Annotated in this window: 23 protein-coding genes; 17 read left to right on the plus strand and 6 right to left on the minus strand. The window is 71.1% G+C overall.

The genetic code is table 11. The features are described 5' to 3' along the window. Positions 1-66: 66 nt before the first annotated feature. The 3 genes from ACFYZE_RS31575 to ACFYZE_RS31585 form a co-directional block, all read right to left on the minus strand. Complete coding sequence (locus ACFYZE_RS31575; RefSeq protein WP_389001581.1) at positions 67-1,059, minus strand: aldo/keto reductase; 993 nt, start codon at positions 1,057-1,059, stop codon at positions 67-69. Between the two features lie 60 nt (positions 1,060-1,119). Continuing rightward, a complete protein-coding gene (locus tag ACFYZE_RS31580; RefSeq protein WP_389001584.1) occupies positions 1,120-1,707 on the minus strand; it encodes a Uma2 family endonuclease in 588 nt (195 codons plus the stop codon). A gap of 88 nt (positions 1,708-1,795) precedes the next feature. Continuing rightward, a complete protein-coding gene (locus ACFYZE_RS31585; protein WP_389001587.1) occupies positions 1,796-2,479 on the minus strand; it encodes an SGNH/GDSL hydrolase family protein in 684 nt (227 codons plus the stop codon). 111 nt (positions 2,480-2,590) lie between these two features. Between ACFYZE_RS31585 and ACFYZE_RS31590 the strand changes: the two genes are divergently transcribed. After that, positions 2,591-3,583 (plus strand): WD40 repeat domain-containing protein, encoded by a 993-nt coding sequence (locus tag ACFYZE_RS31590; RefSeq protein WP_389001590.1) that lies wholly within the window; start codon positions 2,591-2,593, stop codon positions 3,581-3,583. Positions 3,584-3,652: 69 nt separating this feature from the next. Here ACFYZE_RS31590 and serC read toward each other — a convergent pair whose 3' ends face one another. The 3 genes from serC to ACFYZE_RS31605 all read right to left on the minus strand — a co-directional run bounded on the left by serC (position 3,653) and on the right by ACFYZE_RS31605 (position 6,352). Next, positions 3,653-4,771, minus strand: coding sequence for a phosphoserine transaminase (gene serC, locus ACFYZE_RS31595; protein WP_389001593.1), 1,119 nt, complete (start codon positions 4,769-4,771; stop codon positions 3,653-3,655). 448 nt (positions 4,772-5,219) lie between these two features. Continuing rightward, complete coding sequence (locus ACFYZE_RS31600; RefSeq protein WP_389001596.1) at positions 5,220-5,876, minus strand: DsbA family protein; 657 nt, start codon at positions 5,874-5,876, stop codon at positions 5,220-5,222. Next, complete coding sequence (locus ACFYZE_RS31605) at positions 5,873-6,352, minus strand: nucleoside deaminase (protein WP_389001600.1); 480 nt, start codon at positions 6,350-6,352, stop codon at positions 5,873-5,875. The genes ACFYZE_RS31600 and ACFYZE_RS31605 overlap by 4 nt, the downstream gene beginning before the upstream one ends. A gap of 358 nt (positions 6,353-6,710) precedes the next feature. On the opposite strand from ACFYZE_RS31605, the gene ACFYZE_RS31610 reads away from it, so the two are divergent. From ACFYZE_RS31610 to ACFYZE_RS31685, 16 genes are all read left to right on the plus strand, one after another. Then, the gene (locus ACFYZE_RS31610; protein ID WP_389001603.1) at positions 6,711-7,157 is read left to right on the plus strand and encodes a MarR family winged helix-turn-helix transcriptional regulator; all 447 of its coding nucleotides are present in this window, start codon (positions 6,711-6,713) and stop codon (positions 7,155-7,157) included. A gap of 475 nt (positions 7,158-7,632) precedes the next feature. After that, positions 7,633-9,084 (plus strand): AMP-binding protein, encoded by a 1,452-nt coding sequence (locus ACFYZE_RS31615; RefSeq protein ID WP_389001606.1) that lies wholly within the window; start codon positions 7,633-7,635, stop codon positions 9,082-9,084. Next, complete coding sequence (locus ACFYZE_RS31620) at positions 9,081-9,338, plus strand: acyl carrier protein (protein WP_389001609.1); 258 nt, start codon at positions 9,081-9,083, stop codon at positions 9,336-9,338. Before ACFYZE_RS31615 ends, ACFYZE_RS31620 begins: the two co-directional genes overlap by 4 nt. Before the next feature lie 55 nt (positions 9,339-9,393). Then, positions 9,394-9,768: an ectoine synthase gene (locus ACFYZE_RS31625; RefSeq protein WP_389001612.1), complete on the plus strand. Its 375-nt coding sequence runs from the start codon at positions 9,394-9,396 to the stop codon at positions 9,766-9,768. A gap of 77 nt (positions 9,769-9,845) precedes the next feature. Continuing rightward, positions 9,846-11,006: an acyl-CoA dehydrogenase family protein gene (locus ACFYZE_RS31630; protein WP_389001615.1), complete on the plus strand. Its 1,161-nt coding sequence runs from the start codon at positions 9,846-9,848 to the stop codon at positions 11,004-11,006. A gap of 27 nt (positions 11,007-11,033) precedes the next feature. Next, complete coding sequence (locus ACFYZE_RS31635) at positions 11,034-11,720, plus strand: transglutaminase family protein (RefSeq protein WP_389001618.1); 687 nt, start codon at positions 11,034-11,036, stop codon at positions 11,718-11,720. A gap of 20 nt (positions 11,721-11,740) precedes the next feature. After that, complete coding sequence (locus tag ACFYZE_RS31640) at positions 11,741-12,550, plus strand: maleate cis-trans isomerase (RefSeq protein ID WP_389001620.1); 810 nt, start codon at positions 11,741-11,743, stop codon at positions 12,548-12,550. Beyond that, complete coding sequence (locus ACFYZE_RS31645) at positions 12,547-12,792, plus strand: DUF6253 family protein (RefSeq protein WP_389001622.1); 246 nt, start codon at positions 12,547-12,549, stop codon at positions 12,790-12,792. The genes ACFYZE_RS31640 and ACFYZE_RS31645 overlap by 4 nt, the downstream gene beginning before the upstream one ends. 86 nt (positions 12,793-12,878) lie before the next feature. Then, positions 12,879-13,904 carry an FkbO/Hyg5 family chorismatase gene (locus tag ACFYZE_RS31650; RefSeq protein WP_389001624.1) on the plus strand — a complete coding sequence of 342 codons (1,026 nt, stop codon included), beginning with the start codon at positions 12,879-12,881 and terminating at the stop codon, positions 13,902-13,904. After that, positions 13,901-15,091: a 3-deoxy-7-phosphoheptulonate synthase gene (locus ACFYZE_RS31655; protein ID WP_389001627.1), complete on the plus strand. Its 1,191-nt coding sequence runs from the start codon at positions 13,901-13,903 to the stop codon at positions 15,089-15,091. The genes ACFYZE_RS31650 and ACFYZE_RS31655 overlap by 4 nt, the downstream gene beginning before the upstream one ends. Positions 15,092-15,174: 83 nt before the next feature. Beyond that, positions 15,175-16,161 carry an LLM class flavin-dependent oxidoreductase gene (locus tag ACFYZE_RS31660; RefSeq protein WP_389001629.1) on the plus strand — a complete coding sequence of 329 codons (987 nt, stop codon included), beginning with the start codon at positions 15,175-15,177 and terminating at the stop codon, positions 16,159-16,161. Continuing rightward, a complete protein-coding gene (locus ACFYZE_RS31665) occupies positions 16,161-17,402 on the plus strand; it encodes an MFS transporter (protein ID WP_389001656.1) in 1,242 nt (413 codons plus the stop codon). Before ACFYZE_RS31660 ends, ACFYZE_RS31665 begins: the two co-directional genes overlap by 1 nt. Before the next feature lie 205 nt (positions 17,403-17,607). After that, positions 17,608-17,928 carry an SMR family transporter gene (locus tag ACFYZE_RS31670; RefSeq protein WP_366030195.1) on the plus strand — a complete coding sequence of 107 codons (321 nt, stop codon included), beginning with the start codon at positions 17,608-17,610 and terminating at the stop codon, positions 17,926-17,928. A 46-nt stretch (positions 17,929-17,974) separates the two neighbouring features. Then, positions 17,975-18,406 (plus strand): DMT family transporter, encoded by a 432-nt coding sequence (locus tag ACFYZE_RS31675; RefSeq protein ID WP_389001632.1) that lies wholly within the window; start codon positions 17,975-17,977, stop codon positions 18,404-18,406. Positions 18,407-18,868: 462 nt separating this feature from the next. Further along, positions 18,869-21,739 (plus strand): FAD-binding and (Fe-S)-binding domain-containing protein, encoded by a 2,871-nt coding sequence (locus tag ACFYZE_RS31680; RefSeq protein ID WP_389001635.1) that lies wholly within the window; start codon positions 18,869-18,871, stop codon positions 21,737-21,739. After that, positions 21,740-22,498: a metallophosphoesterase family protein gene (locus tag ACFYZE_RS31685; RefSeq protein WP_389001638.1), complete on the plus strand. Its 759-nt coding sequence runs from the start codon at positions 21,740-21,742 to the stop codon at positions 22,496-22,498. It begins immediately after the preceding gene. The last annotated feature ends 375 nt before the right edge of the window (positions 22,499-22,873 follow it).

Consider the following 22,873-nt stretch of genomic DNA (forward strand, 5'->3'; position numbering starts at 1 on the left):
GCGGGCAAGGTGCCCCGGGCCAGGCCTCCCCGGCCCGCGGACACCACCCCACGCCCCGCCGGCGGGCTACCAGGCGAAGGCCTCCGGCGACGGACCCGGACCGGGGAAGATCTCCTCCAGGCCCGCCAGGACCTCCTCCGACAGCTCCAGCTCCACCGCCCTGATCGCGGACTGAAGCTGCTCGGCGGTGCGCGGGCCGACGATCGGGCCCGTGACGCCCGGGCGGGTCAGCAGCCAGGCGAGAGCCGCCTCGCCGGGCTCCAGGCCGTGCTTCTCCAGCAGGTCCTCGTAGGACTGGATCTGTGCCCGGACCGCGGGGTCGGCGAGCGAGTCGGCGGTGCGCCCACCGGCCCGGCGTCCGCCTTGGACCTCCTTCTTGATGACACCGCCCAGCAACCCGCCGTGCAGCGGCGACCACGGGATGACCCCGACGCCGTAGTCCTGCGCGGCCGGGATGACCTCCATCTCGGCGCGGCGCTCGAAGAGGTTGTACAGGCACTGCTCACTGACCAGCCCCAGCGAGCCGAGCCGGGCGGCGGTCTCGTTCGCCTGGGCGATCTTGTAGCCGGGGAAATTGCTGGAGCCGACGTACAGGACCTTGCCCTGCTGGACCAGCACGTCCAGGGCCTGCCAGATCTCCTCGAAGGGAGTGTTCCGGTCGATGTGGTGGAACTGGTACAGGTCGATGTAGTCGGTCTGGAGGCGCTTGAGGCTGGCGTCGACCGCCCGCCGGATGTTCACGGCGGAGAGCTTGTCGTGGTTGGGCCAGGCGGTGGTGCCGTCCGGGGCCATGTTGCCGTACACCTTCGTGGCGAGCACGACCTTGTCGCGCCGCTCGCCCCCCTTGGCGAACCAGTTGCCGATGATGGTCTCGGTACGGCCCTTGTTCTCGCCCCAGCCGTACACGTTGGCGGTGTCGAAGAAGTTGATCCCCGCGTCCAGGGCCGCGTCCATGATCGCGTGACTGTCGGTTTCCTCGGTCTGCGGACCGAAGTTCATGGTCCCGAGAACGAGCCGGCTGACCTTGAGTCCCGTGCGTCCGAGCTGCGTGTACCTCATGACTGCTTAGCCAACGGCGTGGAGTGCGCTCTAGGCAAGGGGGGTTGGGGAGGGGGTGGATCAGTCGCGGGGGAAGTCGTCGGTTTTGAGGGTCAGGCCGAGTGGAGTGGTGGTCATGTCGACGTCGGCTCCGAAGGCGACGGAGAGTTCGCTGATGTAATCGCCGCCCTTCGGCTGTGTGAAGAGGTGGCATCGGCCCTCGTACGGGTCGGCGATGAGGTAGACGGGCACTTCCGCGAGGGCGTAGGCGAGCTTCTTGGGTCCGTAGTCGTTGGCAGCCGTGTCCTCGGAGATGACTTCGGCCACGAACTCGACATCCTGGTAGCGCCAGCGGCCGTTGCCGTCTTTCACCGACCGTTCCGTCATTGCCGCCACGTCACACGCGAAGCCGTTCAGGTGCCCGGGGAAGTCGATGCGTACGTCCGACGCGAGCCGATTGCGCGGGTACTTGCCGCGCAGTTGCTCGATGATGCCGAGGATGATCTCCCAGTGGGTCTGCCGCTGCGGTGACATGAAGATGTGCCCCCCGACGATCTCGACTTTCGTTCCCTCGGGGATGGGCATCTTCTCGAGCGACTCGAACATGATGTCGAGAGTCAGCTCGCCGCTCTTGTCGGCCATCTCGATCCTGTCTGCAACGACGGTCATCGTGGCGCTACTCCCCGGCCACTCTCCGCACGAGTGCAGGCGCGCAGTACAACGATACGCACGGTGACCGGGGCACGCCGGTATTCGGTCAACTCGTTCCAGCCGCGTATGGCTGTCCGAATCCCCACCCCTGATACATGGCCCCCGCGAACGCCGCCGCGATCTTGTGCTCGCCGGAGGCATTCGGATGCGTACCGTCGTACGTGTCGACGTGGATGTCGTACGACGGCGGCGGCGAGGCCAGCAGGATCGGCGACCGGGGCTCGTCCAGGTCGGCCACCGCCTTTGCCAGAAGCTCGTTGAAGAGCGTCACCTGGGCCGCGAACGAGGCGTCCGCCTCCGCCCGGATGTTCGGGATCACGGGGAGCATGACCATACGGATGCGCGGGTCGGCCGCCCGGGCCTCCGCCACGAAGCGGCGCACGTTCTCCGCCGTCTGCTCCGCGTTCGTGTAGAAGCCGAGGTCGATCAGGCCCAGGGAGACCAGGAGCACGTCCGCCCGCGACGCGCGGACCGCGTCCCCGATCAGCGGCGCCATGTGCAGCCAGCCCTCGCCCCAGCCCGCCAGGTGGGCACGCGGGAAGTCGGGTTCGGCGTAGGCGTACGACGTCGGCGCGTCCTCCGCCTTGTCGTACAGCGTCTCGCGCGGACCGACGAGCGTGTACGGGCCGCCGTACGTCTCGCACAGATGCCGCCACAGCCGGTAGCGCCATGTGTGTTCGCCCGCGCTGCCGATCGTCTGGGAGTCGCCTACGGGCATGAACCTGAGCATCCGCTCATGATGGAGGATCAGCGGGGGAGCGGGGTGGGACGTATGGGACGGGGTGGGTGTGAGGATCGACACGCGCGACGGCCGTCGATCACGGGATGGCACGCTGGGGCCATGCGTCGATCGTTCGCGTTCCTCTCCGGCCTCTTCGGGGCCCTTCTCGCCGGTGTGCTCGCGCTCGTCGCGTCGGCGCCCGCGTCCGCCGATGACGGCGGCTTCACCATCAAGGACCCCCGGATCACCGAGTCGAGCGGGCTCGCCGCCTCCCGTCTCCACCCGGGGATCTACTGGACGCACAACGACAGCGACGACGGCCCGTACGTCTACGCGGTGGACAGCCGCACCGGAAGGACGGTGGCCACCCTCACCCTCCGCGGCATCGGCACGCCCCGTGACGTGGAGGCCGTCTCCATAGGCCCGGGGAACGAGATCTACCTCGGCGACATCGGCGACAACTTCGGCGGCAGGTGGCCGTACGTGTGGATCTACAAGCTGCCCGAGCCGAAGGTGCTCAAGGACCAGACGATCCGCGCCACCCAGTACGTCGTCAAGTACGCGGACGGACCCAGGGACGCCGAGTCCCTGCTGGTCCACCCGAAGACCGGGCGCGTCTACATCATCGACAAGAAGGAGGACGGCGGCCACCTCTACGAGGGCCCGGCCAGGCTCTCCGCCACGGGGACGAACGTTTTCCGCCCCACCGCCGCCGTCGACCTGTGGGCCACCGACGCCGCCTTCTCACCCGACGGCGGACAGCTCGCCGTGCGCGGCTACTTCGGCGGCATCGCGTACGCGTGGAACGGCGGGCGGATCAAGAAGCAGACCCGCCTGGACGTCCCCCTGCAGCGGCAGGGCGAGTCGGTCACGTACACGCTCGACGGCTCCAAGCTCCTGTACGGGAGCGAGGGCGCGGACAGCCCGGTGCAGGCGGAGAAGGTGCCCGGTCACCAGTCGTCCAAGTCGCCCTCAGGGAAAGGGAGTACGCAGACCGGAGCCGGAAACGGCTCACCACTGAACGCCGACTACAAGGTGGGCGCCCTGGTCCTCGCCGCCGGCCTGGCCGTGGTCCTGGTCCTCAAACGCCTGCTGCGCCGCACCCCGCGCTAGAGAAGGGCGGAAGGGGCGCCCGGTGACACCGGACGCCCCTTCCGTCGTACGCATGAAGTCGGCTGAGCCCTACAGCTTCTCGATCACGTAGTCGACGCACTTCGTCAGCGCCTCGATGTCCGTCGGCTCGATCGCCGGGAACATCGCGATGCGGAGCTGGTTGCGGCCCAGCTTGCGGTACGGCTCGGTGTCGACGATGCCGTTGGCGCGCAGGACCTTGGCGACGGCGGCGGCGTCGATCTCGTCCGAGAAGTCGATCGTGCCGATCACCTGGGAGCGCTTGGCCGGGTCGGTGACGAACGGGGTCGCGAACTTGACGTCCTCGGCCCAGCCGTACAGCGTGCGCGCCGAGGTGGCGGTGCGGCGGACCGCCCAGTCCAGGCCGCCCTGGCCGTTGATCCACTCCAGCTGCTCGTTGAGCAGGAACAGGGTGGCGAGGGCCGGGGTGTTGTACGTCTGGTTCTTGCGGGAGTTGTCGATCGCCGTGGGGAGGCTGAAGAACTCCGGGATGTGGCGGCCAGAGGCGTGGATGCGCTCGGCGCGCTCGATCGCGGCCGGGGAGAAGACACCGATCCACAGGCCGCCGTCGGAGGCGAAGGACTTCTGCGGGGCGAAGTAGTAGACGTCGGTCTCGGCGATGTCGACCGGGAGGCCGCCGGCGCCGGAGGTGGCGTCCACGAGGACCAGCGCGCCTTCGTCGGCACCCTCGACGCGCTTGATCGGCATGGCGACGCCGGTCGACGTCTCGTTGTGCGTGAAGGCGTAGACGTCGACGCCCGCCTCGGCCTGCGGCTCGGGGTGGGTGCCGGGGTCGGTGGCGACGACGGTGGGCTCGGCGAGCCAGGGGGCGAGCTTGGCCGCCTTGGCGAACTTCGAGGAGAACTCGCCGAAGCTGAGGTGCTGCGACTTGTTCTCGATCAGGCCGTGGGTCGCGATGTCCCAGAACGCGGTGGACCCGCCGTTGCCCAGGACGACCTCGTAGCCGTCGGGGAGCTGGAACAGCTCGCGGACACCCTCGCGCACCTTGCCGACCAGGTTCTTGACCGGGGCCTGGCGGTGGGACGTGCCGAGCAGGGAGCTACCCGTGGCGGCGAGGGCGTCCAGCGCCTCGACCCGCACCTTGGAGGGACCCGCGCCGAAACGACCATCGGCGGGCTTGATGTCGTCAGGGATCTGGATATCAGCCACGGACGGGAGCGTAGCCGCTGGAGGAAACCTGGGCGAAACGTGGTCCGTCGGCTGAGACGGGGTGTCCCCCGAGGGGGTGAACCGCCCCCGCCACCCCTTTCTCTTCCCGTCCTCCAAGGGCTCCGCCCCTCCGACCCCGCCAGTGCCCGGCCCCTGGAACCCGGACGGGGCCGGGGGGACTGCGTCCCCCTGTGCCTCCGTCGGGGACTGCGTCCCCTGCTCCGTCACGAGCTGCTTCCGGCGGTGCGGATCTCGCGGATCCGGCGGACGGCTCCGCTCCGTCGTAGGGGCGGTGTGCGGGCAGGCCGAGACGGACGGCCCGTCGGGGGAATCCGGGCCGTCCGTCGGGCTTCCCGGAGTCTTCCGGGAAGTGGGCACCACGCACCGGCCTTCGGCACGGTGGGCGGTGGCTCGGAACTGCGGCGATCCTGGGGGCGGTCGCCGCGGTTCAGCAGCCGTCGATCCCGCAGGCGTTGCCCTGGACGACGGCCAGGGAGGCCTGTTCGTCGAGGATCGCCTTGCGCAGCCGGGCCGCGTTCGGCACGCCCTCGATGCGGTGCCGGTCGTTGACGACGATCGTGGGAACGACCGAGATGCGGTACGCCTCCGCGGTGCGCAGCGCCTCCTGGTGGGTCTCCCGGTAGGTGCCCTCCTCCAGCGCCCGTGCGTAGTCGTCGGCGTCGAGGCCGAGTTCGTCCGCGATGGCGGTGAGCACCTCCAGCCGGCCGATGTCCTGGTTCTCCTGGAAGAACGCCCGCAGCATGCGCGGGGTGTACGCGGCCGCCTTGCCGTGCTCGGCCGCGTACTGGTACCCCTCGAACGCCAGCCGGGTGTACGGCTGTGGCGAGACGGTGGGCAGGGTGATGTCCACCCCCATCCGGCGGGCCATGGGATAGACCGAACTCGCCCACACCGCGGGCAGGTACTCGTCCTCGGGCCGCAGCGTCGGCTTCGGGTACGGCCGCAGTTCGAACGGCATCCACTCGATGTCGACGTCCAGATCGTGCGTGGCCTCGTGCAGCGGCCCCTCGGCGAGCATGCAGTACGGACAGACGTAGTCCGACCAGACCTTCACGCTCACCCGGTCGTTCGTCGCGTCGCTCATCCCAGCCTCCCCTTGCTCATGAGGTACTCCTCGAACGGCTTCGTCGCGTCCGGCACCTGCAGGTACGTCACCTTCACCGGCCAGTCGACCGGGTCCTTCGCGAAGATCGAGTACGAGCCCGAGTAGTCGAAGCCGTACTGCGCGGCCGTCTTGCGGTCGACGGCGTACACGACATGGCTGACGCTGAAGTACAACGACGCCATGTAGCACAGGGCGCACGGCTCGCCGGAGGCGATCAGCGTGGCTCCGGCGGTGGCCCACACCCCTCGTTCGGCCGCCGCCTTGCGCAGCGCGACGACCTCGGCGTGGGCGGTGGGGTCGTCGTCCTCGCGCACGCGGTTGAAACCGGTGGCCAGGATCTGCCCGTGGTTGACGACGATCCCCGAGAAGGGGATGCCGCCCTCGGCGACGTGCTCTCTGCTGATTCGCACCGCTTCCTGGACGTATTCGGCCAGCCGGCTCTCGGTGGGTGTCATGGCTGCACTCCTGTCAGAGGGCGGTCGGGCGGAGCGGAAGGGCGCCGCCGGTGATCGAGGCGAAGGAGAGAAGCCCGGCCGAGGCGATCCTCCGGGCGCAGCTCTCGGCGGTGCGGGTGCTCAGCGCGGACATGATCTCCAAGAGCGAGGGCCACGGCAGCCGGGCGGCCTCGGCGGAGGGAACCGCCTGCGGGGTACTCCGCGTTCTCCGGCATGAGTGCGCCCCTCATCTGCTTGCTTGTGCGTACAAGTAATCCCTATGTGAGACGACCTCCTGAGGAATCGAAGGGATGGAGCAAAAGATTGCATGAACATGTATCTTGTTGTCAACGCCGCTTGGGAGGAGCCGGTACCCCAGATGACAACCATCCCTCACGCGCCCACTGCTTCCTCTGACCAAGCCATGTGGAACAGGGTGCTCACTCTGTTCGCGCATGTCGAGCGCCAGCTGACCCAGGTGCTGCAGCGCAAGCACGGCATCGGCCTGTCCGAATTTCGCGCCCTGGAATGCCTGGCCCAGGCCGCCGACGGCGAGCTGCGCATGCAGGACCTGGCGGACAAGGTAGGTCTCGGCCAGAGTTCGGTGACGCGCCTGGTCGGCCGCCTGAGCACGGCCGGATTCGCCTTCCGGGACCTGTGTCCCGACGACAAACGCGGGGTGTACGCGGTGATCACCGACGAGGGCCGGCAGCGCTATGCCGCCGCCCGCGGCACCTACGGCGAGGTGCTGAGCGCGGCACTGAACACCGCGGGAGCCGTCCCCGAGCTCGCCCGCATCGTCCAGGCGCTGCGCAGCGGCGTCTGACCTGCGCTTCGTCGGCTTCCGCCGACACTCCCCCTGTATGGCCCGATCGAGAGCCGCCCGGTTTTTCGGGGCGGCTCTCGGCGTTTCCGGACGCCGGTGCGGCAGCCGACGGCAAACGCCCTCTTTCTGAGGTGGAGCGACCCGTGACGCCTTTGATGCTTCGGTAGTGCGTTTTTAATCCCTTTGAAATGAATACTTCATGAAGCAGGGTCGCCCCATGGCCCGACGTGACTTCTGTCACGCCCGTTGCAGCAAATACATGCTTGACTCTGCATGCATTGCCGCTACGGTGAATGACCGAACCGCCACGGGGGACGTGGCCGGAGCCGGCTCGGCCTGATGGGCGCCGGTCTCCGGGCGCGGCATTTCGGCGCGCCTCATGCGCCGTCACCCCCCTTGCAGCGGAGATCACTCTTCCCGTCGAAACCGGGATGAACTAGGGGGAACCATGCCATCCTTATGCCTCTGCGACGCATTGGCGGAGCATGCGCGGCACCGGCCCGAGGCCGTGGCCCTGGTGTGGCGCGGGCGGCGTACGACGTATCGCCGGCTCGTCGACCTCGCCGGGGAACTGGCCGCCGCGCTGGACCGCCTGGGCCTCGACCCCAGCCGCCCGCTGTGCGTACCCGCACACAAGACGCCGGAGACCATCGCCCTGCTCATCGGGGCCTTCCGGGCCGGCTACGCCGTCCTCACCCCTTCGCCCGGGCTGGGCGCCGCGGTCCTGGAAACGCTCACCGTGCAGGCCCGGTGCTCCGTGGTCCTCACCGTGGACGACCAGGGTGCGCTCCACCACGACGACGTCCCGCAGGACGAGGCGGCCGCCCGCGGATTCGACGCCGTCGACCCCACCGCCGCCCGCCTGCTGCTCACCACCTCCGGATCCACCGGAACGCCCAAGATCGTGCCCATCGCGGCCGACGGCTTCGACCGGTTCGCCGCATGGGCCACCGAACGCTTCCACCTCACCGAGCGGGACACGCTGCTCAGTTACGCCCCGCTCAACTTCGACCTCTCGCTGCTCGACGTCTGGACCGGGCTCCGGCTCGGCGCCGCCGTCGTGCTCGTCGAGCAGGACTCCAGCACCGACGCCCGCCACCTGCGGGACCTGCTCGCGGAGCACGAGGTCACCTTCGTGCAGGGCGTCCCCATGCTGTACCGGCTGCTCACCCAGGACGACGCCCGGCACCCGCACGTCCGCACCGTGATCTTCACCGGAGACGCGATGCCGCCTCCGCTGCTGGCCCGGCTGGGCGCGGCCTTCCCCGGTGCCCGCTTCCACAACGTCTTCGGCTGCACCGAGACCAACGACAGCTTCCTCCACGACGTCGACCCCGCCGCCGCGGGGGAGAAGACCCCGATCGGCCGTCCGCTGCCGGGCGTGCGGGCCCTGCTGCTCGACGACGAGGGGAAGGTCCTCGACGGGCCCGGCAAGGGTGAACTCTTCGTGTCGACCCCGTTCCAGACCGCGGGCTACCTGCAACGCGAGCGCAACGAAGGCGTGTTCGTCCCCGCGCCCGACGGCGGACCCGAGGTGTTCTACCGGACCGGCGACGTCGTCTCCCGGGACTCCGAGGGCCTGCACTGGCTCGACGGGCGGACCGACTTCCAGGTCAAGGTCCGCGGTGTGCGCACCAACGTCCAGGAGGTCGAGAACGTCCTGGCCGCCCATCCGGACGTCGCCGAGGCCGCCGTGGTGGCCCTCCCCGACCCGGAGGCGGGCTACCGGCTGCACGCCCAGGTGACCCGGCGGCCCGGCACCACGCTCACCTCCCTGCGTCTGCGCACCCACAGCGCCGCGCACCTGCCCCGGCACGCCATCCCCTCCTCGGTCCAGGTGGGCGACACACCCCTGCCGCGCACCGCGACCGGAAAACCCGACCGCAACCTCATCAAGGCGCTGCGCCAGAAGGGAAACCACGCATGAGCACGCTGACGGACGAGATCCGCGGCTATGTCGTCACCGAATTCCTCGACGGAGAGGACACCTCCGACCTGACCACCGAATTCGACCTGATCGACAGCGGAGTCGTCGACAGTCTCGGACTGGTCAGGATCGTCTCGCACCTCTCCAGTGCCTACGCGATTCCCATCGACGACATCCCGCTGAAGCCGGAGCACTTCCGCAGCATCGGCGCCATCGTCGCCTTCGTCGAGAACGCGAACCGGGCTGCCGCCTGATCTTCCGGGAGAACCCCGGAGAAGCGAAACCCACACATCGAGAAGGAGTTTTGTCATGATCGTTCGGAGCATCAGTGACGTCGTCCCCGTGGAGTGGGGCAACGGTACCAGCCACCGTCTGCTGACCGAGGCCGACGGCATGGGCTTCACGGTGTGCGAGACCCTGGTCCGCAAGGGCACCTCGAGTGCACTGCAGTACCGCCGGCACCTGGAGGCCTGCTACTGCACCGGTGGTTCCGGCGAAGTCATAACCAAGGACGGGACGCGCTTCAAGATAACGGAGGGCACCATCTACGCCCTCAACGAGCACGACGCGCACCACCTCGTGGCGTCCGACTACGAGGACCTGCGGCTGATATCCATCTTCAGTCCGGCCCTGCGCGGCGACGAGAAGCACACGCTGTCCCCCGACGGCTTCTCCCAGTACTGAGTCACGTGTTTCCGGGGCCCGCACGCCGACGGGCCCCGGCCCCTCAGCTCACCACGTACCGGAAGGCCGGCACAGCCATGACATCCGCATTCGCGCAGTCCGCTCCACAGACCCCCGATCCCGCCCCCGATCCCTATGAACTCGCCGCCCCTTGGGCAGAGGAACTCAACCGTGACGTCGAGGAGTTCGATGCCCGCGCCGAATTCCCTTGGGAGAAGTGGAAGACCATCCGGCGCTCGGGAATCCTGGCGGTCCCCTTCGAGACGCGTTACGGCGGCAGAGGCGGCACCCTGACCGAGACGATGCGCGCCCTGGAGGGACTCGGCCACACCTGCCGGGACGCAGGCCTCGGCTTCTCCACCTCCACCCAGATCGTCAGCGTCGGCGTACCCCTCCAGGCGTTCGCCGGCGAGGAGCTCAAGTCCCGTTTCCTGCCACGGATCATCTCCGGCGAGCTGATCACGGCACATGCCATCACCGAGCCGGAACACGGCTCGGACGCCCTGAACATCACCACCACCGCGCGACGTGACGGCGACGACTACGTCATCGACGGCGGCAAGATGTTCATCACCAACGCGCCGATCGCCGACCTGTTCCTCCTGTACGTGCGTACCGGCGACCCCGGCCCCTTCGGCCTGAGCGTCTTTCTCGTCGAGCGGGACACCCCCGGCCTCAGGGTCGGTGAACCGCTGGCCAAGATGGGACTGCGCACCTCCCCGCTGAGCGAGGTGACCTTCGAGGGCCTGCGGGTGCCCGCCACCCGCCGCATCGGCCAGGAGGGCGCCGGCTTCCTGATCCTCGACCACGTGATGAAGCGGGAGATCCTGTTCTCCTTCTCCCTCACGCTCGGAGAGATGAGCCACCGCCTGGAGCGGGTGATCCGCCACGCCCGGACACGCCGCCAGTTCGACCAGCCGATCGGCCGGTTCCAGGGCGTCTCACACCGGATCGCCGACATGAAGATCGCGGTGGAGACCTCACGCAAGTGGCTCACCGACACCGGCGCCAAGGTCGAGGCCGGCCAGGACGCGGCGATCGACATCGCCGCGACCAAGGCCGTGGTCAGCGAGGCCAACAAGAGCACCGCTCTGGACGCGGTGCAGATCTTCGGCGGCCAGGGCTATCTGACCGGCACCGGCATCGAGCGCGACGTGCGCAACGCCGTCGGCGGAACCATCTACTCCGGCACCAGCGAGATCCAGCGCAACCGCATCGCCGCCCTGCTGGGCCTGTGAGCGGGCAGCGCTGACGAAAGGGGGACCATGAACGCCATCACGAGTGCCGAGCACGCCCGGCTCACCGCGCCCACCGCATTCCTGGACTACGAGACGGACGCCGTCCAGGCCTTCGTCGACCACGCGGTCGCCGACCGGGCCGCCGACAAGCGCCGGCTCGCCGTCGAGCTGTACTACGCGGTCCGCGACGACGTCTTCTACGAGGTGTACGGGGCCGATCTGTCCCCGGAGGGACTGCGGGCCAGCCACGTCGCGACCACGAAGAAGGGCTTCTGCCTGCACAAGTCCGTGCTGTACGCGGCGGCCTGCCGGGCCGTGGGCATCCCCGCCCGTCTGCACTACGGCGACGTGCGCAACCACCTCGCCTCCGACCGGCTGCGCGCCCACATCGGCGGAGACGTCTTCTTCCACGGCCTCAACACCGTCCACCTGGACGGCAGATGGGTGAAGGCCACCCCGGTCTTCAACAAGATCCTTTGCCGTCTGTACGGGATGACGCCGCTGGAGTTCGACGGCACCGCCGACAGCGTGCACCACCCCTTCGACGACCAGGGCGAGAAGAACATGGAGTTCGTCGCCGACCACGGCGACTTCGACGACGTGCCCTACGAGTTCGTCATGTCCCAGATGCGCCGCAAGCACCCCCGCTTCCTGGACGGCAGCGGCACCGGCACGGTCCGCGGCGGCTCGCTGGCCGCCGAGGCGAAGGCCTGACCCCGGAAGGAGTGACCAACATGAGCAACGTCCAGGCCGAGAAGGACGGCTGGGAGGCCCGGGCCCGGGTGGGCGTGGTCGTACCGCACGCGGACGTCGGCCCGGAGTCGGAGTTCCAGGCCATCGCCCCCGACGACGTCTTCGTCCACGGCTCACGCGTGCACTTCGCGGCGATGCGCCCCGGCGGCGAGATGGACCCGAAGATCCCGCACGACCCCGTGCGCGCCTTCGTGGAGCCGCCGCTCATCGACGACGCGGTGGAACTGCTCGCGGCGTCCCCGCTCGACGTGATCGCGCTCGGCTTCACCAGCTCCGCCTATGTGCTCGGCGCGAGCGGTGAGAAAGAGCTGTTCGACCGGCTGGCGCGCCGTACCCGGGGCATCCCGCTCACCGGCACCACCGCGGCCGCCGTCACCGGCTTCACCGCGCTCGGCGCCCGCAAGGTGGCGATCGTCAACCCGCCGTGGTTCGACGACCGGCTCTCCGGGCTCGGCGCCGACTACTTCACCGAGCAGGGATTCACGGTCGTCCACCACGGCCCGTGCGGCCTGCCCAGCAACCAGAAGCTGATCACGCCCGAGGCCCTGTCCGACTGGATCCGCACCACCGTCGCCCGCCACCGGCCCGACGCCGTCCTGGTCGCCGGCAACGGCATCCGCGCGGTCGGCGTCATCAACGCCCTGGAGAAGGAGCTGGACTTCGCCGTCCTGACCGCCAACCAGGTGCTGTTCTGGCACGCCCTGCACCTGGCCGGCGCGGGTGAGGCCGCAGCCCGGATCACCGGTTACGGGCGGCTGTTCGACACGGCACCCGGGAGCGGTGCGTCATGAGCCTGCTGGCGGCCGACGGCCACATCGCCCTGTTCGGCACCCCCGAGGGAGACACCTACGGCCTGCCGCTGGTCTGCTGGCGTGACGACGGCACCACCGTCCACGGCCTGGTCCTGTACCGCGGCGCGCTGCGCCAGGCCGAGCTCGTACCGGGCTTCCGCCGCTACGCGCACGGCAGCGAGACCGCCCCCTCATTCGCGCCCGAGGAACCGCGGCCGCGTTACGCCGGCGCGGCCGGCTGAACCACCCGGGCCCGTGCGGCACCCCTCGCACGGGCCCGTCACCGGCGGCCTCCGGGCCGCCCCCCACGCACGGAAAGGCATCAGCCATGTCCCAGCACCCCGGCTTACAGGCCTACTTCGCCCCCCTCGACGGCACCCCCCAGCCGGTCCTCGGCCGCCACGTCCTCGCCACGGTGGCCTTCGGCGAGCACTCCGGCCTCGCCCTCACCCCCCAGGGCCACCCCGAGCTGGCCATCCCCATGTCCTCGCCCGGCTTCGACGCCTTCCGCGAGGTGTGGACCACCACCGCCGAACCGGTCTTCGGCACCCGTGACGGCCTGGCCTTCGCCCACGACGGCGAACACCTCTTCGTCTCCGGCACCATCGACCCGCTGCCGGTCTACGCGCCCACGGTCCGCGCCACCTACGAGGCCGCCTTCGCACTCGTCTCCGACCTCGGCTACCCGCACATCTTCCGGATGTGGAACTTCGTCGGCGACATCATCGGCACCAACGCCGAGGGCATGGAGATCTACCGGGACTTCGTGGCAGGACGCGCCGAGGCCTTCGCCTCCTACGGCGACGGCACCGGCCACATGCCGGCCGCCACCGGCATCGGCACCCGCGGCGAGGGCATCTCCTTCACTCTGATCGCCTGCCGCGACGGCCGCCCCCGGCACGTGGAGAACCAGCGGCAGACGCCCGCCTACCACTACCCCGAGCAGTACGGACCGAAGCCGCCGAGCTTCGCCCGAGCCACCCTGCTGGAACCGGCCGACGCACCCACCGGCGGCACGCTGTTCGTCTCCGGCACCGCGAGCATCCTCGGCCACGAGACCGTGCACCGCGGCGACGTCGCCCGGCAGACCGAGGTGGTCCTGGAGAACATCGCCGAGCTGATCAGCGGCCCCAACCTGGCCGCGGCCGGCCTGCGGAGCGGCCACGAGCTGAAGGACCTGCGCCTGGTGAAGGTGTACGTCCGCCACGAGGAGGACCTCGCGGTGGTGCGCGCCCGCTGCCGGGAGGCGCTCGGTCCCGACGCGGAGACCGTGTACCTGAACGTGGCCGTGTGCCGCGACGACCTGCTCGTGGAGATCGAAGGCCTGGTCCCCGGACCGGAGTGGACCCGATGAGCGAGTCTCCCTCGCTGTCCGCGCCGGAGACCACCACCCCCGCGGTGTGGGACCTGCTCCCCGCCGAACAACAGCCCCACTGGGGCGCCCACCCCGACCTGCCCCGGGTGCGCGCGGAGCTGCGCGGCGCGCCCGCGCTCACGTCGGCGCGGGACGTGCGGACCCTGCGCGGGCAGCTCGCCGAGGTGGCGCTGGGCCGGGCCGTGCTGTTGCAGACCGGCGACTGCGCCGAGGACATCCGTGAGTGCGCCCCGCATCACACCGAGCGCAAGGCCGGACTGCTCGCCGATCTCGCCGACCGGATCGCCGCGCGCACCGGCCGGCCGGTGGTCCGCATCGGCCGGATGGGCGGCCAGTTCGCCAAGCCGCGCAGCCGTCCCACGGAGCGGACCGACGGCATGGACCTGCCCGTCTTCCGCGGGCACCTGATCAACTCCCACGAGCCGACCGCGCCCGCCCGCCGCCACGACCCGGTCCGGATGCTGCGGGCCTACGAGGCGAGCGAGCGCGTCATCGGCGCCCTCGACCTGCTGCGCACGGACTCCACCGGGCCGTGGGCGAGCCATGAGGCGCTCGTGCTGGACTACGAGGGCGCGCTGGTGCGCCGGGACGTGGCGACCGGTATGCCGTACCTGGCCTCCACGCACTTCCCGTGGATCGGCGAGCGCACCCGCCAGCTCGGCCTGGCGCACGTGGAACTGCTCGCCGCGATGGCCAACCCCGTCGGCTGCAAGATCGGCCCCTCCGCCACGCCCGACGAGGTGGTGCGGCTGTGCGGGGTCCTCGATCCGCACCGGCTGCCCGGCCGGCTCACCCTGATCCTGCGCATGGGCGCACAGGCCGCGGCCACCGCCACCGGACCGATCGCCGAGGCGGTGCGCCGCGCGGGTCATCCCGTGGTGTGGCTTAGCGACCCGCTGCACGGCAACACCGTGACGGCCGCGGCCGGGATCAAGACCCGTCACCTCGATGACGCCGTCGCCGAGGCCGTCACCGTCCGGCGGGAGCTGCACCGGCACGGACAGCATCTCGGTGGGCTCCACCTGGAGACCACCCCGGCCGACGTCACCGAGTGCGTCGGCGGCCCGGTCGCCGAACACCTGCTGTCCGAGCGCTACCTGACCCTGTGCGACCCGCGCCTCAACCCCCGCCAGGCACACGAGCTGATCGACGCCGTCTTCGCCTGACCCGGGCCCGTGCGACCGGGCCGAGACCCCACCCAGCAGCGGCGCCGAGCACCGGCCCTGCGGACCGCCCGAGAGGAACCCCCATGCCCAAGCCCACCTCCGACCTGCGTATCGGCGTCGTCCTGCCCGGACGCGAGTCCGTCGTCGACCGCGGCGACTACCCGAGCCACCTCGGCGAACTCGCCGCGAAGATCGAGGCGTCGGGTTACGACTCCATCTGGGCGGGCGAGTCCCCGCTGGCCCGCTCCCGGATGAACCCGCTGCTGGCCCTGACCGCCGCGGCCACCACCACCGAGCGGGTCGGCCTCGGTACCGCCGTCCTGCTGCCGCTGCGCCCGCCGGTGCACCTGGCCCACGAACTGGCCTGCCTGGACCGGATCTCCGGCGGCCGCCTGATCGCCGGTCTGGGCTCCGGCTTCTCCTCGCCCGCCACCCAGGCCGAGTTCGCGGCGTACGGCGTCCCGTTCCAGGAGCGGGTGGGCCGGATGCGGGAGACCATCGAGATCTGCCGGGCCCTGTGGGTCGCCGAGGGCGACCCCGTGTCGTACGAGGGCACCTACCACCGCCTCGACGACGTGGCGCTGCTGCCCGTGCCCGGCCGGCCGGGCGGGCCGCCGGTGTGGATGGCCCACTCCGGCGAGAAGATGCTGGAGCGCACGGGGCGGCTCTACGACGGCTGGATGCCCACCAGCACCACCGCCGCGAACTACGAGAAGGGCTGGCTGCGGGTGCGGGAGGCCGCCGGGACCGCAGGGCGTCCCGAGGGCGACGTCACCGCCGCCGTCTACCTGTCGGTCGCCGTCGACGACAGCCGGGAGAAGGCCGAGCAGACCCTGGAGGCCTACTTCCGCGCCTACTACCGGCTCGACCTGCCCACCATGCGCACCACCCAGGGGATCTTCGGCGGCACCGCCGAACAGGTCGCCGAATGGCTCGGCGGCTACATCGAGGCCGGTGCCCGCCACCTCGTGCTTCGGTTGCCCACCGCCGACCTCCAAGAGCCCCGTTACCGGGCGGCCCTGGAGCGCACCGCCGAGGAACTGCTGCCCCTGCTGCGCTCCGCCGCGTGATGGGGACCACCCGTACGCCACGGGCGGGTCGGCATGTCGCGTCGCCGACCGGGACGAGCCGGGCGGGCCAGGGGGACATCTGGCGCGCCGCCTGGCCGCTGACCGCGGTGTTCATGCTGTCGAACGCGCCGACCCCGCTGTTCGTGCTGTGGCAGCACCGGATCGGTTTCGCCACGGGCACCCTGACCGTGGTCTTCGCGATGTACATCGGCGGACTGCTGCTCGCCCTGCCGGTCGCGGGCGCCCTTTCGGACCGCTGCGGCCGGCGGACCGTGCTGCTGCCGAGCGTGCTGTGCGCGCTGCTCGCGTGTCTGTTCTACGCGACCGCGACGAGCGTCGCCGCGCTGCTGGCCGCCCGGTTGCTGACCGGTCTCGCGGTGGGCGGCACGGTGGCCGCGGGCATGGCGGCGGTGGTGGACGTCGGCGGACCCGAGCGGCGTCGGCAGGCCTCGCTCGCCGGGTCGGTGGCCATGGGCGCCGGCCTGGCCACCGGCCCGCTGCTGGCGGGCTGTGTGGCCCAGACGCTGCCGGCGCCCACGGTGACGGTGTTCGTCGTCGAGGCCGTGCTGCTGCTGTCGGCGCTCCTGGTGGTACGCCACGTGCCGAACGTCCGCCGCCCCGCCACGGGGCCGTGGCTGCGCCTGCCGTCCGTGCCGCGCCGCAACAGGCGCGACCTCCTGCTGGGGCTGGCCGCGTACATGCCGGGCATGACCGGGACGTCGTTCCTGCTCGCGCTCGGCCCGTCCCTGCTGGCGGCCCTGCTCGGGACCGAGAACCGGATCGTGGCGGGCGGCACGGCGTTCGTGATGTTCGGTACGTCGACCGCGGTGCAGTTCGTGGTGAGCGGATGGCCGACACGCCGGCTGCTGGCCACCGCCACCGTGGCGACCGCCGCGGGCATGGCGCTGGTCGTGTCGGCCGTGCACGGCCGGTCGATCGGTCTGCTGCTCGCGGCCGCCGTCCTCGCCGGTGCCGGGCAGGGGATGGGGCAGCTGGGCGGCTTCTCCCTGCTGGGTGCCCGGGTCGACGCGGCCCGGCTGGCCGAGTCGAACGCGGCGCTGAGCTCCTGGGGATATCTGTTCGCCGGGCTCCTGCCGGTCGGCTCGGGCTACCTCGGTGACGCGGTCGGCATCGGCTTGAGCGCGACCCTGCTCGGTGTGGTGGTGGCCGTGGCGGCGGGGGCGGGGGGCGTGTACATCACCTGGGCCGGTCGCACGCGGCACTCTCCCGAGCGGCATTGACAACTAGATACATGTTCATGCAAGCTTTACCTGTCTGCTCGAGAGCCTTGTGACGTGGCTCTATGGACGCGCTGAGCATGCACGTACAAGCAAATGTCATGGGGAAGTGTGGCCTGGCCGCTGTTGCCGCCGCCGTCCGGGCCACCGTCGCTCACGGCGAGCCGGTCCCGAAACACGCTGCCCCTCACCGAACGAAAGGACTGCCATGCAGTGGCTCTACCTCGCCATCGCGGACATCTTCGAGATCGTCGTCGCCATCGCAGCCGGCAAGGCCGAAGGCTTCAAGAACCGCCGGTGGACCGCCATCACCCTGGTCAGCGGCGCGCTCGGGACCTACTTCCTCAGCAGGGCACTGCTGACCTTCGACGTCGGCGTGGGCTACGCCATCTGGACGTCCATCGCCGGTGTCGGCATCACCGTTCTCGGAGTGCTGCTCTTCGGCCAGCGCCTGAACTGGCGCAAGGCCCTCGGCATCGTCGTCATCATCGCGGGGGTCGTCGGCCTCCAGCTCAGCGGTGCCGCCTAGGAATCCCGCCCACGCCTGATCCGTCTCCCCGAAAGGACCCGGGTACATGTCCCACACCGACCGCTCCTCGGCCAACTCCTGGCTCATGCTCCTCCTCGCCGGAGGATTCGAAGTCGGCTACGCGCTCTCCGTCGGCGGCAGCCACGGCTTCACCCGTCTGACGTGGTCACTGGTCGCCGTCGTGTTCTTCCTCCTGACGCTCTGGGCGCTGAGCGTCGCACTGCGCACCATCGACGTCGGTATCGGCTATGCCGTCTGGGCGGGAATCGGGGCAGCCGGCGCGGCGCTGCTCGGCCCGGTCTTCTTCGGCGAGACCCTCACCCCGGTCCAGGCCCTGTGGCTGGGCGTCATCATCGTCGGAGTGGTCTGGCTCAAGCTCGCCGACAGGCCGGAGAACACTCAGGAGTCCACCGCCCAGGCCCAGGACACGCAGGGGCTCGTCGCCGGCTCGAGGGAAACCCAGGGCGCACAGCACTGAAGCGGGACCGCGTGAGTCGGCCTTCCGTCGGTCTGCCCCTGCGCGCCCTCCGGGGCGCCTGCTTCCGGGCTCCGGCTCCTCGCATGCCGGGCGGGCTGAGAATTCAGCCCGCTCGGCGTTCGCGTGCGAGGCCGTAAGGCCGACAGCGGGGGTCCTGGGGGCGCAGCCCCCAGGGACGGGAAGGGCAGGGACGGGGGCGAGGAACCCCTGCCTCAGCCCTCGAGCCGTACCGGCAGCTCGAACAGGTCGTTCTGCGTCACCACCGGCTTGTTGCAGGACCGGGGTGACGGCGCCGTGCTCGCGCCGCATCTCGCGGTAGAGCGCGGCGGGTTCGGTCTGGAACCTCGGCCCGCTCAGGGGCACGGGGGCGGAGGTCACACCAGCTCCTGTTCGGACGGTCGGGGTTGTTCGGGGGTGTGCCCCGGGACGGTCACTGTCAGTGGCGGCAGGCATGCTGGTGGCATGACGGATCGTGGGGTGCGAGGGCAGCAGGCGGTGGGCGCCGGCGCCGACGTCGGTGCGCTGCGTCGGGAGCTGCACGCGGCGGTGCGCGGTGCGGTCGAGTTCGACACGACCGCGCGGGCGCTGCACACCATGGACGCGTCCAACTACCGGCGCGTCCCGCTCGGCGTGGTGGCGCCCCGGGACGCGGACGACGTGGCGGCGGCGCTCGCGGTGTGCCGGGCGCACGGCGTGCCGGTCGTGGCCCGCGGCGGAGGCACGTCGATCGGCGGGCAGGCGACGGGCACGGGCGTGGTGCTCGACTTCACCCGCCACATGAACCGGATCGTGTCCCTGGACCCCGAGGAGCGCACGGCGGTGGTGCAGCCGGGCCTGGTCCTGGACCGCCTCCAGGAGGCCGCCGCCCCGCACGGCCTGCGCTTCGGCCCGGACCCCTCCACCCACGCCCGCTGCACGCTGGGCGGGATGATCGGCAACAACGCGTGCGGCTCGCACTCGGTGGCGTGGGGGACGACGGCGGACAACGTACGGGAGCTGTCGGTGCTCACCGCGCGGGGCGAGCCGCTGACCCTGGGCCGGGACTGGAAGGGCGCCCCCGAGGGCCTGCGGGCACTGGTGGAGGGGGAGTTGGCGCTCCTGCGCACCGGCTTCCCATCTCTGCCGCGCCGCATCTCCGGATACGCGCTGGACGCTCTGCTGCCGGAGAGGGGCGCGGACGTGGCCCGTTCCTTCTGCGGCTCCGAGGGCACGCTGGGCGTCCTGACGGAGGCGGTCGTCCGCCTCGTCGAGGCACCCCGCGCGCGTGCGCTCGCCGTGCTGGGGTACGCGGACGAGACGGCGGCGGCCCAGGCGGCGGCCGGGCTGCTGCCGCTCGGCCCGCTGACGGTGGAGGGCATGGCCGCCGATCTCGTACCACCGTCGGCGGGGCTGCCGCGCGGTGGCGCCTGGCTGTTCGTGGAGGCGGGCGGCGGGGATGAGGCGGAGGCACGCGCGCGTGCGGAGGCCGTCGTCCGGGCGGCGGACGTCACGGACGCCACGGTGGTCACCGACCCTGCCGGACAGCGCGCGCTGTGGCGGCTGCGGGAGGACGCCGCCGGTACGGCGACCCGTACGCCGGACGGGAGTGAAGCCTGGCCGGGCTGGGAGGACTGCGCGGTGCCGCCCGCCCGGCTCGGCGACTACCTCCGGGACTTCCGCCGCCTCCTGACCGGCCACGGCCTGCGCGGCACCCCGTACGGCCACTTCGGGGACGGCTGCATCCACGTCCGTATCGACTTCGACCTGCTGACCGAGGAGGGCGTCGCCCGATTCCGCCGCTTCTCCGAGGACCTCGCGGACCTGGTTGTCGCCCATGGCGGTTCGCTGTCGGGGGAGCACGGTGACGGGCAGGCGCGCGCGGAGCTGCTGCCGAAGATGTACGGCCCCGATCTGGTCGCCCTGTTCACCCGCGCCAAGGACCTGTGGGACCCGCGCGGCCTGCTCAACCCCGGAATGCTGGTCCGCCCGGCCCGCCTGGACGAGAACCTGAGGTTCGCGGTGCTTCCCCGGGAGCCGGTCGAGGTCGCCTTCGGCTATCCGGCGGACGGCGGGGACTTCTCGGCGGCGGTCCGCCGGTGCGTCGGCGTCGCCAAGTGCCGTACGACGACGGTGTCCGGCTCTTCGGTGATGTGCCCGTCCTTCCGGGCGACGGGCGCGGAGGAGCACTCCACGCGCGGGCGGGCCCGGCTGCTGCACGAGATGCTGGCGGGCGAGGTGGTGAGGGACGGCTGGCGCTCGACGGAGGTCAGGGACGCCCTCGACCTGTGCCTGTCCTGCAAGGGCTGCCGTACGGACTGCCCGGTCGGCGTCGACATGGCCGCGTACAAGGCGGAGTTCCTGCACCACCACTACGCCGGCCGCCGCCGCCCGGCCGCGCACTACGCGATGGGATGGCTGCCGCTGTGGCTGGGGGCGGTGGACCGCACCCGCACGGCCCCATTGGTCAACGCCCTGGCCTCGGCCGACCCCTTGGCGGCGCTCGCCAAGCGCCTGGCCGGGATCGCGCCCGAGCGCCGGCTCCCCCGGCTGCCACAGGAGCCGTTCACCCGATGGTGGAGGCGCACGACGGGCGGGCGCCTCCGCGCGACCGGCCCCCTGATGGCCCTCTGGCCGGACACCTTCACGGAACACCTGGCGCCGTCCGTGGGCCGCGCGGCGGTCCGCGTCCTGGAAGCGGCCGGCCTCGGGGTCGCTCTGCCGCCGGGCCGCCGTGGCCGGGTCTGCTGCGGCCTGACGTACGTCTCCACGGGCCAACTGGACCGCGCCCGCAAGGTCATGCGCCGCACCCTGGACCTGATGGAGCCGGTCCTGGCGGCGGGCGCCCCGGTTGTCGTCCTCGAGCCGAGCTGCGCCGCCGCCCTGCGCACGGACCTCCCCGAGCTGCTGCACGACGACCCGCGCGCACAGCGCCTCGCCACGGCGGTGCTGACGTTCGCGCAGGCCCTGGAGAAGCACGCCCCCGACTGGGCACCGCCCCGCCTCGACCGCCCGGCGGCCGGCCAGACCCACTGCCACCAGCACGCGGTCCTCGGCGACACGGCCGACCGCCGGTTGCGCACGGCGGCGGGCCTGACCGGCGAACTCACCGGCGGCTGCTGCGGCCTCGCGGGCAACTTCGGCTTCGAGAAGGGCCACTACGACGTCTCGACGGCCTGCGCGGAGGACCAACTGCTCCCCGCGGTGCGCTCGGCCCCACCGGACGCGGTGATCCTGGCGGACGGCTACTCCTGCCGCACCCAGCTCCGGCAACTGGCGGGCGTCAGGGCACGGCACCTGGCGGAGGTGATGGCGGAGGGGCTGGATGAGGCCGTCGACAAGGAGGGGGACGACTAAGTGAGCGACGTACTGGACCGGGTGGCGGTCCTCTCCGACATCCACGGCGTACTGCCCGCCCTGGAAGCGGTACTCGCGGAGCCGGAGGTCGCCGCCGCCGACCGCGTCGTGGTGACGGGCGACATCACGGCGGGCCCGCAGCCGGCCGAGGTCCTGGACCTGCTGGCGCGGGAGGGCGAGCGGGTGGTGTGGGTCGCGGGGAACGCGGACCGGGAGCTCGTCGAGTACCGCCGCGGCGAGCGGACGGACATTCCCGACCCGATCGGCCCGTATGCGGCGTCCCGGCTCCGCGACGAACAGGTCGACTTCCTGTCCGCTCTGCCGCTGACGGTGACACTCCCGGTGCGCGGTCTCGGCGACGTCCTGTTCTGCCACGCGACGCCGAGGAACGACGAGGAGGTCGTGCTCGTCGATTCGCCCATCACCCGCTGGGCGGAGGTGTGGGAGAAGCTGCCGGAAACGATCGGCACGGTGGTGTGCGGCCACACCCACATGCCGTACGTCCGCCTCGCCCAGGGCCGTCAGGTGGTCAACCCCGGCAGCGTCGGCATGCCCTACGGCCGTCCCGGCGCCCACTGGTGCCTTCTCGGCCCCGGAGTGGACCTGCGCAGAACGCACTTCGACATCCCGTCCGCCATCAGCCGCCTGACCCGGGAGTCGGCGTACGAGGACATCGCCGAGTGGGCGGACTACTTCCTCAACGCCCGGGCGGGCGACGCGGAGGTGCTGGAGGTGTTCGGACGGATGGAGGGGCGGTGATGGGCCCCGTGCGCGGGGGGCGTGCCGACGGAGGTGGTGTACCGGCGGAACTGCGACACATCCGGGAAATGTGGCGCAGTTCCGCGGGTACACCAAGGCGGTGGGGGCGGCCGGGTGGGTGTCGGACATGGGGATCAAGAGCCCGTCCGGACCCTGCACGCCCACGCCACCGCTCGAACGTTCGTCCGGCAGTCCCTGCACCGGCCGGGTTCTGCTGCGAGGCGAGCCGCCGCGCTCCGCGACAGGGGCGGCGGTTCACCCATCTCCCGGCAATCCCTAACCTCGCGCTTTCGCGAGACGTCGTGTCCGAGGGTTGATCGAATAAGCAGAGAGTGCTTCTGACCTGCAACGATGGGACTTGTCGAGGGTCCTGTT

The organism is Streptomyces sp. NPDC001796 (assembly GCF_042892355.1).
Classification (GTDB): Bacteria; Actinomycetota; Actinomycetes; order Streptomycetales; family Streptomycetaceae; genus Streptomyces.